General features: G+C 49.3%; 13 protein-coding genes. 4 read left to right on the top strand and 9 right to left on the bottom strand.

Going from position 1 to position 14,963, the window contains the following annotated elements; genetic code table 11:
* Positions 1 to 30: 30 nt before the first annotated feature.
* Positions 31 to 789: a helix-turn-helix domain-containing protein gene (locus V3C10_01910; protein ID WVP62596.1), complete on the bottom strand. Its 759-nt coding sequence runs from the start codon at positions 787 to 789 to the stop codon at positions 31 to 33.
* Between the two features lie 265 nt (positions 790 to 1,054).
* Between V3C10_01910 and V3C10_01905 the strand changes: the two genes are divergently transcribed.
* Positions 1,055 to 1,918: a nitroreductase family protein gene (locus tag V3C10_01905; GenBank protein ID WVP62595.1), complete on the top strand. Its 864-nt coding sequence runs from the start codon at positions 1,055 to 1,057 to the stop codon at positions 1,916 to 1,918.
* 215 nt (positions 1,919 to 2,133) lie between these two features.
* Here the strand turns inward: V3C10_01905 and V3C10_01900 are convergent, their stop codons facing one another.
* Positions 2,134 to 3,309 carry an NADP-dependent malic enzyme gene (locus tag V3C10_01900; GenBank protein WVP62594.1) on the bottom strand — a complete coding sequence of 392 codons (1,176 nt, stop codon included), beginning with the start codon at positions 3,307 to 3,309 and terminating at the stop codon, positions 2,134 to 2,136.
* Positions 3,310 to 3,313: 4 nt separating this feature from the next.
* A complete protein-coding gene (locus tag V3C10_01895; protein ID WVP62593.1) occupies positions 3,314 to 4,447 on the bottom strand; it encodes a M20 family metallopeptidase in 1,134 nt (377 codons plus the stop codon).
* 389 nt (positions 4,448 to 4,836) lie between these two features.
* On the opposite strand from V3C10_01895, the gene V3C10_01890 reads away from it, so the two are divergent.
* Positions 4,837 to 6,186: a hypothetical protein gene (locus V3C10_01890; protein ID WVP62592.1), complete on the top strand. Its 1,350-nt coding sequence runs from the start codon at positions 4,837 to 4,839 to the stop codon at positions 6,184 to 6,186.
* 46 nt (positions 6,187 to 6,232) lie between these two features.
* Here V3C10_01890 and V3C10_01885 read toward each other — a convergent pair whose 3' ends face one another.
* From V3C10_01885 to V3C10_01865, 5 genes are all read right to left on the bottom strand, one after another.
* Positions 6,233 to 6,952, bottom strand: coding sequence for a LytTR family DNA-binding domain-containing protein (locus tag V3C10_01885; GenBank protein ID WVP62591.1), 720 nt, complete (start codon positions 6,950 to 6,952; stop codon positions 6,233 to 6,235).
* Complete coding sequence (locus V3C10_01880) at positions 6,930 to 8,696, bottom strand: LytS/YhcK type 5TM receptor domain-containing protein (protein WVP62590.1); 1,767 nt, start codon at positions 8,694 to 8,696, stop codon at positions 6,930 to 6,932. Before V3C10_01880 ends, V3C10_01885 begins: the two co-directional genes overlap by 23 nt.
* A 162-nt stretch (positions 8,697 to 8,858) precedes the next feature.
* Entirely contained in the window at positions 8,859 to 10,928 is a 2,070-nt protein-coding gene (locus V3C10_01875) for a TRAP transporter permease (GenBank protein WVP62589.1), read from the bottom strand.
* Positions 10,929 to 10,945: 17 nt separating this feature from the next.
* Entirely contained in the window at positions 10,946 to 11,419 is a 474-nt protein-coding gene (locus V3C10_01870; GenBank protein WVP62588.1) for a DUF1850 domain-containing protein, read from the bottom strand.
* Positions 11,400 to 12,470 carry a TAXI family TRAP transporter solute-binding subunit gene (locus V3C10_01865; GenBank protein ID WVP62587.1) on the bottom strand — a complete coding sequence of 357 codons (1,071 nt, stop codon included), beginning with the start codon at positions 12,468 to 12,470 and terminating at the stop codon, positions 11,400 to 11,402. Before V3C10_01865 ends, V3C10_01870 begins: the two co-directional genes overlap by 20 nt.
* 289 nt (positions 12,471 to 12,759) lie before the next feature.
* Here V3C10_01865 and V3C10_01860 point away from each other — a divergent pair, with 289 nt between their 5' ends.
* Together V3C10_01860 and V3C10_01855 are read left to right on the top strand one after the other, a co-directional pair.
* Positions 12,760 to 13,179 carry a PPC domain-containing DNA-binding protein gene (locus V3C10_01860; protein WVP62586.1) on the top strand — a complete coding sequence of 140 codons (420 nt, stop codon included), beginning with the start codon at positions 12,760 to 12,762 and terminating at the stop codon, positions 13,177 to 13,179.
* A gap of 26 nt (positions 13,180 to 13,205) precedes the next feature.
* On the top strand, positions 13,206 to 13,505 hold the full coding sequence (locus V3C10_01855; GenBank protein ID WVP62585.1) for a DUF6506 family protein: 300 nt from the start codon (positions 13,206 to 13,208) through the stop codon (positions 13,503 to 13,505).
* 115 nt (positions 13,506 to 13,620) lie between these two features.
* On the opposite strand, the gene dnaB is transcribed toward V3C10_01855, so the two are convergent.
* Positions 13,621 to 14,952 carry a replicative DNA helicase gene (dnaB, locus tag V3C10_01850; GenBank protein ID WVP62584.1) on the bottom strand — a complete coding sequence of 444 codons (1,332 nt, stop codon included), beginning with the start codon at positions 14,950 to 14,952 and terminating at the stop codon, positions 13,621 to 13,623.
* Positions 14,953 to 14,963: the final 11 nt, after the last annotated feature.

The following is a 14,963-nucleotide window of genomic DNA, read 5'->3' as shown; positions in this document are numbered from 1 at the left end:
TTTCCTATTTTCAGCCGTGATGGAAACTGCTTAAAGCTTGTTCCCGTTGCGGCCGAATTTTTTCTTTTTAAAGCGAAAAAACGGAAATCCCGTAACAGAAGCGGCAGCTTCCGCCCTGCCCTGGTTATCCCTCTGATAAGCGCGGATTACTTCATCGAGCTGTTTAAACCGCTCTTCTTCCCTTTCATCCGACACGCGCATCAGATACTCCATCTCCTTCATCAGCTTGTCATGTACCAGATAACTGATGTCCTGGCTCAGCTTCTCGCTGTTCTCTTCCATAGCCCGTCCAATAATATGGTTCATCACCTTCTGGAACTGTTCCATCTTCTCTCCGGCCAGCAGAGCCTCCACGCTGTCCTTGTCGAGAGCGGTAAGTCCGGCCGGTTCGCCGTTTTCACAGGCTTGTCCATCCTTTACCCTGCCGTCCGTCTGCTCTCCTCCGGCCTTTTTTTCATTCCCTTTCTGCTCTTTCATGTCCTGTTCTCCTATACCTGTTTCTTTCAATGCGGCAATCACATCCTCTTCCAGGACCTCACTCGGGATAATCACCTTACCGTCCTGAAGAGATTTTGCCAATGCAGTCTTAATCGCTTTTAACTGATATCCCTTTTCCTTCAGCACTTTAACCTGTTTAAAAAGACGGATGTGAAAATCCGTGTAATATCGATGTCCCATCTCGTTTCTGGGAATAGGAAGCTCCAGTTCTTCCTCCCAGTACCGCAGCACATGTGCTTCTACATCCACTTTTTTCGACGCATCTGAAATCAGATAATGTATCTCAGCCATAATAAATCCTCTCCTTTAGTCCACAATATTTCGTAGCTTACTATTACTATATGCCGGCTTCATAAGGAATATGAGTATCATGTAAAAATTTTAATACCTGTTTTTTCTTATTCATGCAGGAAATTTCTGTCTATTACTGGAAATTTTTTCTTTTTATTTGACAATTAACCCGGTGCGATGGTAGAATTTCAGTATAAGCACATTATGCCGTTATCTGTGTAATAGAATAAGCTTAGAGGAAAATTATATGAAAGGTGGCTTGAGGATGGATTATTACAATCTTGCTATTAAACGTGAATCAACGAGGAGTTTTAAGAAAAAACCGGCTTTGGAAAAACAGTTAAAGGAACTTCAGGACTATTTCCTGGAGTGCAGAAAACTGGTACAGGACATTCGGGTGTCCATCGAACTTCTTGGGCCTGAGACCCATTCCATCCTGTCAGGATGCGCCGGATACCACAACTTTATGATCGAGGCTCCCCATTACATCCTGGTATCTTCACCAAAAGAGGATTACTATCTGGAAAACGCCGGATACATCGGCGAGGATCTTGTTATAAAGCTGACCGAACTGGAACTGGAATCCTGCTGGATAACAATCGGAGACAGCGCCGAGGTTAAAAAGCGTCTGTCCCTCCCAGAAGATATGGAACCGTGTGCACTGATCGCATTCGGCAACGCCACTATCATGCTCCCCTCCTCCAGACTGGATATCAAGAGCATTTCCGACGTTTCAATTAAAAAACGTACCGGCTTCGTCGCGCCGAAACTTTCCGTCGACCACGCCGTTTATACGAAAAACTGGGGCGAAAGCGCAGAGATTTCCTCTCTTCCGCTTAACAATAGCCTGTATCAGGCATTCATCTCCGCCTGCTGCGCTCCTTCCTATTTAAATCTGCAGTCATACCGCTTCATCCTGGATGGGGACATGATACTCCTCGTCACCCTCCCCGATGAACTGACCACACCGGACGATACGCGCCTCAACGCGGGCATCACGATGCTCCACTTTGCCGGTACCATGGAGAACCACCACCTCTCCGAAACCGGCTGGACGCTCGGAGCGCCGGAAGGTAAATACGATCTGCCGGAAGGGGCAAGGATCGACGGGTACTACAGCACCCGGTAAAACGAAACAAGCTTATAAAAATGGAGGGCGCAGTTTTGTACCCTCCATTTTATTTACCCGGTCCCTGAGCCTGTTCGAAATCATCGTTCTCTTTCAGATTTCCGCTCACTGGATCATCCTGTCCGAGGAACGCTGGTGTCTTGAAACCTTCGGCGCCTCCTACAAACAATACATGAAAACCGTCCGCCGCTACCTCTAATTCCGGTTGTCCCTGCTTATAACCTGGCTACCCCCGTCCTCACCGCCGCCTCCTTCACGGCCTTTGCGACAGATTCCGCCACCCGGCTGTCAAATGCGGACGGGATGATATTGCAGGCGCACAGGTCCTTATCGCCAATCAGGCCGGCGATCGCCCTGGCCGCAGCAAACTTCATCTCATAGTTGATATCTCTGGCACGCGCGTCCAGCGCTCCGCGAAAAATCCCGGGGAAAGCAAGCACATTGTTAATCTGGTTCGGATAGTCGCTGCGCCCGGTTCCCATTACCTTCACCCCGGCAGAGACGGCGTCTTCGTAGGTAATCTCCGGTGTGGGGTTGGCCATTGCGAACACAATCGGGTCGGGAGCCATTGTTTTTACCATCTCCGGCGTCAGTACATTTGCGATGGAAACTCCGACAAAAGCGTCTGCCCCCACTACGGCATCAGCAAGCGTACCCTGTTTCCCTTCCGGGTTTGTAACCTCGCAGAGCTCCCATTTGTGGCCCTGCGGCCTCTCTCTTCTTTCCTTATGCAGGATTCCGTGCTCATCGCAGGCAATCACATTCTTAACCCCGGCAAACATGAGCATCTTAATGATGGCGGTTCCGGCCGCTCCCGGTCCGTTCAGCACTACCTTCATATCCTCGAGCTTCCGGCCCGTCAGTTTCGCTGCATTTAACATGCCTGCGGTCACTACAATCGCCGTTCCGTGCTGGTCGTCGTGGAAGACCGGGATGTCCAGCTCTTCCTCCAGTCTTCTCTCAATCTCAAAACACTTGGGTGAGCAGATATCCTCCAGGTTAATTCCGCCGAAGGTCGGGGCAAGCACGCGTACCGCCTGGATAATCTCCTCCGTATCCTGGGTTCCCAGGCAGATTGGAAAAGCATCCACATCACCAAACTGTTTAAATAAAATACTTTTTCCCTCCATGACAGGCATGGCGGCCTCCGGGCCGATATTTCCAAGGCCCAGCACAGCAGATCCGTCGGATACCACCGCCACCAGGTTCCCCTTGGCTGTGTAACGGTAAACATCCTCCTTATTTTCATGGATTTTCCGGCATGGCTCGGCCACCCCCGGCGTATAGGCGATGCAGAGTTCTTCCCTTGTCTTAAGCTCTACCTTGCCGGTCACCTGAATCTTTCCTTTTTTCTCTTCATGCATTCTTAAAGCTTCTTCATTATAATTCATTTTCTCACCCTCTTTTCTCCGCTAATGCGGTAAGCGTATTGTATAAAAGCTCCATTCTCGGTTCAATCGTGTTAAGCTGAAGTGACTCCTTCTTCCCATGAGCCCCGTCTCCTGCCGGGCCGGCCCCATCTATGACAGTGGAGCCTGCAAAAGCCGCAAAGTTACCATCAGAGACTCCGCCCGTCTTGACCCATTTCATGTCCATACCGGTAAGCGCAGCCTGCTCCTCCATAATCGCCATCAGGGATTCTGTCTTTTCCGTCTTATTCATCGGCGGTCTGAAGCCGTCTCTCACTATGGTTACGGACGTTCTCGGGTTAACCCTCCGGCTCTCCAGCTCCTTCAGGCTTTCCTCAATCTTCTCGTGCTCCCTGATGGTGTCAAAACGGGTGTCGACCACACATGTCGCCAGATCACAGACTACGTTAGATGCTGTCCCTCCGTAAATCACTCCGACATTAACACTGGTTCCGATCTCATAATTGTTGAGAGCCTGTAACTTAAGAATCAGTTCGGCCAGCTCGTTAATGGCGCTTGCCCCATCCTGAGGCGCAATCCCTGCATGAGCTGCGACTCCTTCCACCGTCACGGTGTACCGCGCAAGGCCTTTTCTCTCATTCACATACTCCCCGTTCTTTCGTCCCGGCTCCATCACGATGGTAATGTCCGCTTTCCCGGCCAGTTTTTTTATCCATTCCTGAGAGTCCAGCGAAGAAATTTCCTCATCACTGTTGTGGGCCACACAGATATTTAGCCCTGTGCCATCCTCCATCAGATTTTTTACAAGGTACCAGGTGGATAGCAGACCTGCCTTCATATCCATAATCCCCGGTCCATAGCCCTGCTCTCCCTCCTCACAGTAAGGTCTCCGCTCCGGCTCCCCCGCTGGAAATACCGTATCCATATGTCCGAGGAAAAGAACGTCAATTTTCTCCTGCTCTGCATGGTTGCGGATTTCCAGACAGGGGCCCAGGCCCTTTTCGGATTCAATCCGTTTCACCGTAAGGCCGAGTTCTCTATACCTTTCTTCCATGTAATCCGCCATGCGAGACGTTCCACCCGGCACCCGGCTTCCGCTGTCAATATTGACCAGAGTCTCCAGTTCATTCAGATAGTTTCTTAAATTAAAGTTTTTCATTGCCTCATCCTTTCATGTTATTGCGGAATATCCTGCAAAGCCATTTTAAAACATCAGAAACGTTGACAGTAACAGGGCGACCAGGCCTCCCGCCATCGGAATTTGTTTCATCACCTTCCTGTACATTAGTTGCATTATTAATTGACTTGTCTATTTAAGGTTATATTAAAGACATTTTTTGTTATTCTCAATTATATCACGTAAAATAGCAAAGTAAATGCTAATCATTATTTTTGTTAAAAAGGAACAATTAAAACATCCTTAATTTAGTAATAAATAACAACCCTTTATCGTGTTTAACGGTTCCCTGCGAAGTTCCTCTGTTGTAATACCCTTTATTTTTTGCTATACTGTATAGAATTACAGTGTTTGAAAAAGGTGGTGTTTTTGTGAGAATTGCGATACTGGCTACCGCATATCTAAAAGAATATTTAGAAAAAGAAGTTCAGACGCTTGATTTGGACTGTGAAACAGAACTGTTTGTCTATTATAATTATGAACATATTGTGGAACTGTACCGCAGGCTGGAATCCGGGTTTGACGGCTTTATCACCACGGGCCCCGGTCCGATGCTTTCTATTCAAAAAAGTATTCCGAACTGCAAGCCCATTCACTTTTTTCTCTGTTCCGCAGGCAATTACTACAAAACTTTTTTTGAGGTAATCTATAAATATCAGGATTGGAATTTCGAGTACGGATATTTTGATTTCTGTGATTATCTCTGTCCGGGAGAGGAGAGTTCGCTGATTCAGTATCTGAGGGAAGGCACTTTCGAGGAATGGCTTCAGCGCAATAACCGGTATATCGGGGAGTTGTCCCCGGAGACGGTCCAGAAAGCCGCGAAACAAAAACTGCAAAAGCACATTGATTTGTGGAATTCTAAGAAGATCAAGTACTCCCTGTCACGTATGAGCCCGATTATGCCGGAGATTTTGGAGGCAGGCGTTGAGTGTTACTATATTTCATTCAGCAGGGAAGATATCCTGGCCGGTTTTCGCCAGTTGACCCACGAAATTCTGCTCAGCACCCTGACTGACAATCTGGCGGCTTCCATCGATTTGTTTTTGCCGGCTGCGTCCAGGGAGGATCCCGCCTCCTGGGAGCAGTTCCAGAACCGGTATGATCTGCTGGAAAAATTGCTGACCGCCTTCAATAAAAAGTACCTATGCGATTTCATCATCCGGGATACCCGCTACGGTTTCCGAATCTCCACCAACCGGAAAACCGCCGAAAAGGTAACCGACGGCTTCACCTGCTGCCATCTTCGGGATTACATCAGGGAAAACGGAGGATTTGAGCTGGCGGTTGGCTACGGCCTTGCCGAAGATTTGAGTCAGGCGGAGGCCAATGCCATCGTCGCAGCAAAGGAATCCCACATTACCGGGAACCGTGTCAGCTACCTTTTCTCTGAGAGCCAGGGGCTCCTCGGCCTCCTGGGCGGAGAGGGCGCCGGCCTGTCGATCCAGAGCGCCGTCACGCCTTATATGCGCGAACTCGCCGACCGTACGGGGCTCTCGACCCTGACCGTACAGAAACTTTGCTCCGCCTTAGCCGTAACCGGTACAGAGGAGGTTACGACACAGGAGCTGTCCCGCGTTCTGCGCATCACGATGCGCAGCGTAAACCGTATTATTGCAATCCTGGTAAAATACAACCTTGCCGAAGTTATCTATACCCGCCAGACGAATACAAAAGGGCGGCCAAGCAAGGTATACCGAATCTGTATTAAGACAAATTGAGCCTCAAACCGCCGCCGAGTGGCGGCGGTTCGGGACTCAAATCTTTTTATCTTGAAAACAGCTGCCTGAACTCCTTCACCTGCGTTCTCCCAATCGGCAGTAACTCCTTCTCATAATATCTCATCTTAAGGCTGTACCCACTGTTGTAGGTTGGAATCATCTCAAGCACATAGTCGAGATTCACCAGATAACTTTTATGTATCCTGAAAAACCGGCAGTTTCTCAGCCTGGTTTCATAATAATTCAGGGATTCATTCTGGAGGTATGCCTTTTTGGCCGTGTGGATCTTGCAGGAGCGCTTTTCCGTCTCGATAAAAACGATATCCGCCACATCGAGCACTTGGAAGCTGGCTCCGGCATTCACCATGATCTTGTTGATGGCCATCTCCCTTGCCCCTGCCGCCTCGACTCTTCTCTCCTCCAGCCTGCCCATCGTCTTCCTCACCCGGTCCAGGTCAAAAGGTTTCAGAAGGTAATCCGTAGCCCCCAGCTCAAATGCCTTCACCGCATATTCCCTGTATGCGGTGGCAAATATAATCTGAGCCTCCGGCAGCTTGCTTTTTATCATAGACGCCAGCGTCGTTCCATTGGCCCCTCCCAGATCAATATCCACAAAGCAGACATCAAATTCCTCCGTATCAAGAAGCTGCATCAGCCTGTCACTGCTCTCGGCCTCTGTGATTTCCGCCTCGGGGCTGCACTGTCTGATCAGGTACACCAGTTCGCTTCTTGCAGGGCGTTCATCATCTACTACCGCTATCCTCATCCGTCTTCTCCTTCTGGTTTGGAATGATCATGCGCACAATGGTCCCCGAACCGCCGGAAATAACCTGAAGCCCGGCGCTTTTTCCATAAATCCCGGTCAGCCGCCTCTGGACGTTCAGCATTCCGATTCCATGGCTCTCATTCTGGTGCGGCAGTTCCGTGCTGCTCTCATAAAGCCGGTCCACGATCTCTTTGTCCATTCCGGGACCATTATCTATCACATCGATCATTGTTGACTTTTCTTCCTTCTGGATGCGGATTGTCACCTGGCCCTTATCCCTTTTCATTGCGCCGTGACGTACTGCATTTTCCACGATTGGCTGCAGTATCAGGTTCGGCACGCGGCAGGTGCAGTCTCTCGGCTCAGCCTCGATTTTTATCTTCAGATGTTCCTCGAATCTGGCCTCCTCCAGCATCAGATAGGCTTTTACATGATCCAGCTCCGTCTCCAGTGTCACCCTGCTGTCGATATCCTCCAGCATGTTCCGGAAATAGGAGCTTAAGGCCATCAGAAGTTCCCTGGCCTTCTCCGGCTTTTCCCGGCAAAAGCATGAAATTGTATTTAAAGCATTAAAGAGAAAATGAGGGTTAATCTGGGACTGGAGCGCCTTTATTTCCGCTTTTCTCAGATGTTCCTTCTGTTTCTCCATATCCACCAGTTTAAACTGGGTTGCAAAGTAATTTGCAATACCTGTTACAAATTCAATATCGGCTCTGTAAGAATACGCATTTTTTCTAACCACCATGACAAAAGAGAGCACGTCGTCCTCCCCGCGGACAATTGGAGCCGAAAGAATCACATTCTTTTCATACAGCGGATAAAACGCATCCTCGGGCAGAGGCACTTTGCTGATTCTGGTGGTCCTGTAGGTTGCGGTGGCCGTCAAAAGCCTGGGGTAAGAAGTCTTATTAAGTTCAATATCGTCAAATGCACTGCTTCTGCCCAGAAATTCATATCCCTTTATCGCCGCCACCCCAACGCATTTATATTCGGACATGACGATTTCAATAATCTTCTGCATGCTGCTGCGGTTCGTCTCCGCATCCGCCAGGTAAGGAGCGCATCGCTCCGCCGTCCTCAGGGCCAGCGCCACGTTGGCCGCCACCTTCAGATCCTCGTTGTTAAAAATCGTCTTAAAAATGCTGAAAAAAATAACCATTCCAAAGGAATTTATGATTACCATGGGCACCAGGACGATTTTTACAATCTCCAGCGCCTCGATAAACGGTCTTGTCAATATGAGGATCAGAATCATATGGATTGCTTCCGCAACAAATGTGCTCATCAAAAGAAACCTGTTGGAATACTGCCGGTTCTCTCTCCTCGCATATCCAATCCAGGAACCGATGATGCCATGCAGAATTGCCGCCAGAATACAGGCCAGGGTACTGATCCGTTCCGGAAAAATCTGATACCGGTGGATCGAGGCAATAACGGCTGTGGTCATTCCCGAAACGGGACCTCCCAGAAAGCCGGCGGAAAGCACGCCTATGACTCGGGCATTGGGAAGAGCTCCCTCTACCTGTATCCCGATATAGTCGGAAATAATACAGAAAACGCCGAAAATCCCTCCCAGAGCAAGCTGGTTTCTGACTTTCCTCCTGACATTCCCGCCCCCGTTTCCATTCTCATCATCCTCATTGAGCAGAAGCTCCTGGACAAACTGGATTTTGGTCAGTATCATAGCCAGGACAATCAGCAGAGAAATATTCATACAGACACTCATAATAACATCATATACCATAGTGAACCCCCAATTCCGGCCTCTCAGAAGCAGGAAAGCATCCTGCCCGGAGCGCTTTTTATATCATAGGAGCGCTTCCCTTTGATATGAAAAAGGGGCGCCGCGGAATCCTGTGCAGTCCCGCAGCACCCCATCATGCCGGTTTTAGTAACCTTTAGAAAGCTACGTCACCATTGTAACATTTTTTTTCGCCAATGTCTTCTGTAAAATGACGATTGCCGCGCAGATGGCAATACCGATAATGTCGGTGATGAGTCCGCTGTCGATCAGGAGGTAGGCGCCGACAAAACAGAGAATCCGAAGCGCAACGTTTACCTTCTGGAACAGGAACCCTTCCACCGCCACGCTGATCAGGAATACGCCGATGGCCGCCGTGATGGCTACCTGGATTCCTCTGGCAATCGGTGTGTCGAGAAGCAGAAGTTCTGTATTATATACAAACATATAAGGCAGGATAAATCCGGCCAGGGCCAGCTTCACCGACGCCCATCCCGTCTTCATCGGGCTGCCTCCCGCTATGCCTGCCGCGGCAAATGCAGCCAGGGCAACCGGCGGTGTCAGGTTTGCAAACATTGCAAAGTAGAAACAGAACATATGGGCCGCGATAGGCGGAATTCCCAGTGTGACAAGGGCCGGAGCCGCAATCGTGGATGTAATGATGTAGGAAGGAATGCTCGGAAGCCCCATGCCGAGAATCATACACGTTACCATTGTAAACATCAGGGTGAACATCAGGTTCTGGCCGCCAATCTGGATGATGGTGCTCGCCATGTTGAGGGCAAAACCGGTGATACTGCTCACGCCTACGATAATTCCGACGCAGGCACAGGCAATGGCAACCGATACAGTCGACTTGGCGCTTGCTACCATGGCGTCGATAATGTCATCCAGGCTCATCCTCGTGTTCGGACGCAGCTCTGCGACAACAATTGTGAAGATAATGGTATAGAATGCAGCCATAATTACCGTCTTGCCGCTGAAGAACAGCATGTAAACCAGGAAAATCAACGGAATTGCCAGATGGCCGTATTCCTTCATGACCTCGCCTATCTTGGGGAGCTGATCCTTCGGCGTCCCCTGCATTCCCATTTTCTCGGCGCGCATCTGGATCTGGAGCAGGATTCCAATATAGTAAATGACGGCGGGAATGATTGCGGATACAAGCAGAGTACTGTATTTAATTCCCAGTGTCTCCGCCATGATGAATGCCGCGGCCCCCATTACAGGAGGCATTAACTGGCCGCCTACGGAACCGGTCGCAACAATGGCGCCCGAAAACTCGTTGTCGTATCCCGTTTTCTTCATAAGCGGTATCGTAAAAGAACCGGTTGTCACGACTACGGCCACCGCAGCGCCGTTGATCATGCCCAGAAGACCGGATGCCACAACCGCCACTTTGGCGGGGCCGCCTTTACTTCCGCCTGCAAGGGCATTTGCAATATCATTGAAGAATTTGCCCATGCCGCATTTGTTCATAATCTCGCCGAATGCAATAAACAGGAATATGTAGGTCGAGGCCACGTTGACCGAGGAGCCGTAGATACCCTCCGTATTGGCGAAGAAATGGCTCATCAGCTTCTGCCAGGTGTAACCTCTGTGGAGAAAGATTCCCGGAATATCGATTGGAATCAGTCCCTGTTTCGTGCCCATCAGGCTGTATGCAATAAAGATTATGCCGAGAATCGGAAGCGCCAAGCCGCATACGCGTCTTGTAGCCTCCAGCACCAGGAGCGTAAGCAGGGTTCCAATTATGACGTCCATGGAATTCGGCTTGCCCGCCCGGTTAATAATATTAAAATAATCGAGCCACATATAAAGTGGCACTGCCGCCGAAAGCGTCATCAGGATATAGTCGTACCATGCAATCACCTTGCGGCTGGCTTTTTTTGTTGCCGGATACATGGCAAATGCCAGTATGAGAATCATTGACACATGGAGAGAACGGTGTTTCAGCGTCTCAGGCATCCAGAAACCGGATGCAAATACAAGGTGGTACAGAGTCACCGCAATCGCAAAAATCTTATATACCCTCGCAACCATCGGTGATACAAAGGTGCGCGTCTTGCTCTCTTTATCAAACTTTTCAAGGAGTTCCTGCTTTTTTGCATCCGTCAGTTCAGCTTCCGGTTTTCCATCGTCATTTGCCGGTTCCCGACTTTCCAAAGCCGCATCCCTGAACGCATCGTCGTCCGTCCCAGAAGCAGGATCCTGTTTTTTCTCTTCATCGCTCATTTCATATCCTCCTTTCCCTATTCGATACAGAGCACCATCTTCTCATGGTGAGGCATATCCTCCCCCCTGATCAGAAGCCGGCCGTTCAACCCTATCTCTTTTAATGCCGTCTGTGAATTAATCCAGTTGAACCGGGGAAATTCACTCCCTATATCGTCCATATAAACCAGTCCGTCTTCATACCGGTAAGTACAGTCCATTTCCGCCGGAATTCCGGCGCCGAAACCCGCCACCGATATTGTATTTAAAAGAAAACTTCCGTCTTTTTCTACCTCATAATATTCATTCCATGGGATATGCTCGAAAGAATGCTCCCAGCCGAAGTTGAGTTTGTCTCCGGTCTCCACCGGCACTCTCACGTAAGTCTCTCCCGTCTCCTGGTTCCTGATAACCAGGTACTCCCTCTGCCGCGGTCCGAAGACGGCGGCAGAGAGAATAACCAGAGCTGATGCGATCAGCAGGAGAAGGCGTTTAGTTCTGCGGCGTTTCATATCCGTGATCCTGCCACCATTTTGCAGCGCCGTCGTGGAGTGGGATCTTGACGTCATCGACGCCGAAGCTTATGTCGATGTTCTTATCCGCTGTGTTATGGGAAGCTTTGATACTTCCGATATCATCAAAAATGCAGTTCATCATGTCATATACCATGTCATCCGAAAGGTCTTTATTGACAATCATGATATTATAAACAAATACGCTCTCAACATCTTCCTCATTGTTATAAGTATCGGCCGGAATGGTGCTTGCCGCAAAGAACGGATACTTTTCAACCAGATGGTCTCTGCCCGCCCCGTCGATCGGCACGATTACCATGTCGTAGCTGAATGCCAGCTCGCTGACTGTGGAGTTCGGAAGTCCCGAGGTTACGAATGCAGCGTCACACTGGCCGTTTTTCATCTGGTCAATGGCCTCGCCGTAAGATAAATAGTCCACGTCGCTGTCTTCATAAGTCATTCCATATGCCTCATAAATCATGCGTGCATTCAGCTCCACACCGGAGTTCGGTGCACCCACGCCGACACGTTTGCCCTTCAAATCTTCCACACTCTTAATCCCGGTTCCCGCCGTTGTTACAAGCTGGACATAGTTCGGCCAGAGACGCATTACTGCGCGGAGGTCGGAATTGGGCGTATCAAAAGCTCCAAAACCTTCATATGCCTGCATAACGGAATCCTGCATCGCAATAGCCAGTTCGGCCTCCCCGGCGGAAATCAGGTTGATGTTTTCAACGGAGGCGCCCGTTGCCTGTGCCGATGTCTTATATCCCGCGTTGCCCAGAACGGTTGCAAAAGCTCCTCCAATCGGATAGTAAATACCGCTGGTAGGACCGGTCGCGATAGTAACAAATTCTTTTGCCCTGTCAATGTCCACAGTAGATGCCTGGCCGCTGTCCCCTTCAGCACCCTGCGTGGCCACTGTCGGCACCGGCGCGGCGGAACTTCCCGCATCGGATGTTCCCGTGCTGCCCGAGCAGCCCGCAAGCGACGCCGCCATTGCCAGACAAGTAATACATGCAATCACTGATTTCATTTTTTTCCTCATATCCCGTACCCTCTTTCTTAAATGTTCACTGACTTTTTATAATTATTTAATAATTATGAGCTAATTTTACAGTTCCTTAACATCATCGTCAACGGTTCTTGTACAAACTGCCCAAAACGGTGCGTAAAACGCAGAAATCTATGTATAAAGTGCAGACAAAAAAGCTGTTTCCGACGATTCCGGAACCAGCGGTAAAATCCGGTGCAGACAATGTGTAAAACAGGGCTGGATCATGACGGAATGATTTGCTACAATAAGCGGAGATAATAGTGAAAGGGAGGAAGCTCATATGGACTACCGCAGATTTCAGAACACAATCATAGCAAGGATTGACAAAGGGGAAGAAATCCTCGAGCAAGTAAAAGAAATAGCCATAAAAGAGAACATTAAACTGGCCGGTGTCACCGCCCTGGGCGCGATCAATGATTTTACAACGGGAGTGTTTAAGACCGGGGAGAAAAAATATTATTCCAATGATTTTAAGGGTGATTATGAGATCGTATCCCTGAACGGGACGATAAATACCATGAACGGCGGATTTTATTCCCACCTCCATATGAGCGCGGGAAATGAAAAAGGAGAAGTCTTCGGAGGCCATTTAAACAGGGCGGTCGTAAGCGCAACCTGCGAGATGGTGATTACCGTGATAGACGGCAGCGTGGACAGGGCCTTTGACGAAGAAATCGGTTTAAACTTATTTAAATTCTAAGAAAATTTGGAAAAGGAGACAGAAATATGAAGAAAAAATTTGCTTTTATTCTGATGAGCGATGCCTATAGCCCGGAGGAACACCAGGCATGTTTTGAAAAGGGAAATATGACAAGCTACATTTACACGGTCCGCAGCTTCGACGAGGCCTGCACAAAAATGAAGGAACTTGCAGCGGAGGGCTTTGGAGCGGTGGAACTTTGCGGCGCATTCGGCCCGGAAAAGGCACAGAAACTGATCGAACTGACGGACAACAAGATAGCAGTCGGTTATGTAGTCCACAACCCGGAACAGGACAGCTTATTTGATGCGTTCTTTTCAAAATAAGACTTTAGATAGAACAAACGGACTGTGCTTCTTCCCATAGGGGATGAACAGGCACAGTCCGTTTTTAATATATAGTGAACTTCTTTATTTGTCTCTCTTACATGCTTCTCTTAACCTACTTCGCCAGATTGGCAAACTTCGTCAGCTCAGGTCTCCACATCAACTGAATGGTGCCGATTGGGCCGTTTCGCTGTTTCGCGATAATTACTTCCGCAATATTCGGCATATCCGTGTCTTTATTATAATAATCGTCACGATACAGGAACATAACAACGTCCGCATCCTGCTCGATGGCTCCCGACTCTCGAAGGTCAGAAAGCATCGGTCTGTGGTCGGGCCTCGTCTCACAGGCACGTGACAACTGGGACAGTGCAATAACCGGGGCATTCAGCTCCCTGGCGAGCGCTTTCAGGGATCGGGAAATCTCCGAGATCTCCTGCTGCCTGTTTTCTCCGCCCTTGCCGTTACCCGACATCAACTGAAGGTAGTCGATAATAACGACACTGAGCCCGTATTCCAGCTTCATCTTACGGCATTTCGACCGCAGTTCCATAATCGAAATTCCCGGCGTATCGTCAATAATCAGTTTAGAATTTCCAATGACTCCGATTCCTTCCACCACGGCATCCCAGTCCGAGTCGGTCAGTGTACCGGTACGCAGCTTCTGGGAATCCACGTTGGATTCCATCGAGAGCATACGGTTTACCAGCTGTTCCTTGGACATCTCCAGGCTGAATACCATACAGGGCAGCCCTTTTTTGACGGCCACATGATCCACGACATTCAGTACAAACGCCGTTTTACCCATGGACGGACGGGCCGCAATCAGAATAAAATCCGATGGCTGGAAGCCGGATGTCCGGTAGTCCAGATCGATAAATCCGGTCGGCACACCAGTAACGGTTCCCTGGTTTTTGGATGCCGTCTCAATCTTTTCCAATACATTCAGGGCAACCTGCCGGATCGGCACAAAATCACCCGAACCCCTGCTCTGAAGCAGATCAAAGACCGATTTCTCCGTGTGGGCCAGGATGTATTCCAGCTTGTCCTTCCCCGCATAGCAGAGTCCTTCTATCTCCTCATTAACCTTGATCAGCCGCCTTAAAACAGCTTTCTCTCTCACGATATTGGCATATGTTTTAACATTGGCGGACGTCGGCACGGTCGTAACAATATCCCGGACAAATTCCAGGCTGCTTACCTCCGGCGGCACATCCTTCTCCTTCAGGCGGTTCTGGAGCGTTACCAGATCGACCGGCTTACCCTCGTTGAACAATTCCACCATGGATTCAAACATCACGCCATACTGATGCTGGTAAAAATCGGCGCCTGTCACAATCTCAGACGCCGAAATAATTGCCTCTCTGTCCATCAGCATTGAGCCGATGACCGACTGTTCTGCTTCTACGCTGTGGGGGAGCACCCTTTTTATCAGCGCTTCATCCATCTGTAAACCTC

This window comes from [Clostridium] symbiosum, from assembly GCA_036419695.1.
GTDB lineage: Bacteria > Bacillota > Clostridia > Lachnospirales > Lachnospiraceae > Otoolea > Otoolea symbiosa_A.
Note: the sequence above shows the minus strand (reverse complement) of the source record. Positions and strands in the feature narration are given on the sequence as shown.

Coding starts and splice junctions, on each gene's coding strand:
- V3C10_01885 (WVP62591.1), bottom strand. CDS start 6,952: ATGAGGATAGCGGTAGTAGATGATGAACGCCCTGCAAGAAGCGAACTG.
- V3C10_01870 (WVP62588.1), bottom strand. CDS start 11,419: ATGAAACGCCGCAGAACTAAACGCCTTCTCCTGCTGATCGCATCAGCT.
- dnaB (WVP62584.1), bottom strand. CDS start 14,952: ATGGATGAAGCGCTGATAAAAAGGGTGCTCCCCCACAGCGTAGAAGCA.
- V3C10_01905 (WVP62595.1), top strand. CDS start 1,055: ATGGATTATTACAATCTTGCTATTAAACGTGAATCAACGAGGAGTTTT.
- V3C10_01910 (WVP62596.1), bottom strand. CDS start 789: ATGGCTGAGATACATTATCTGATTTCAGATGCGTCGAAAAAAGTGGAT.
- V3C10_01895 (WVP62593.1), bottom strand. CDS start 4,447: ATGAAAAACTTTAATTTAAGAAACTATCTGAATGAACTGGAGACTCTG.
- V3C10_01865 (WVP62587.1), bottom strand. CDS start 12,470: ATGAGGAAAAAAATGAAATCAGTGATTGCATGTATTACTTGTCTGGCA.
- V3C10_01875 (WVP62589.1), bottom strand. CDS start 10,928: ATGAGCGATGAAGAGAAAAAACAGGATCCTGCTTCTGGGACGGACGAC.
- V3C10_01900 (WVP62594.1), bottom strand. CDS start 3,309: ATGAATTATAATGAAGAAGCTTTAAGAATGCATGAAGAGAAAAAAGGA.
- V3C10_01855 (WVP62585.1), top strand. CDS start 13,206: ATGAAGAAAAAATTTGCTTTTATTCTGATGAGCGATGCCTATAGCCCG.
- V3C10_01880 (WVP62590.1), bottom strand. CDS start 8,696: ATGGTATATGATGTTATTATGAGTGTCTGTATGAATATTTCTCTGCTG.
- V3C10_01860 (WVP62586.1), top strand. CDS start 12,760: ATGGACTACCGCAGATTTCAGAACACAATCATAGCAAGGATTGACAAA.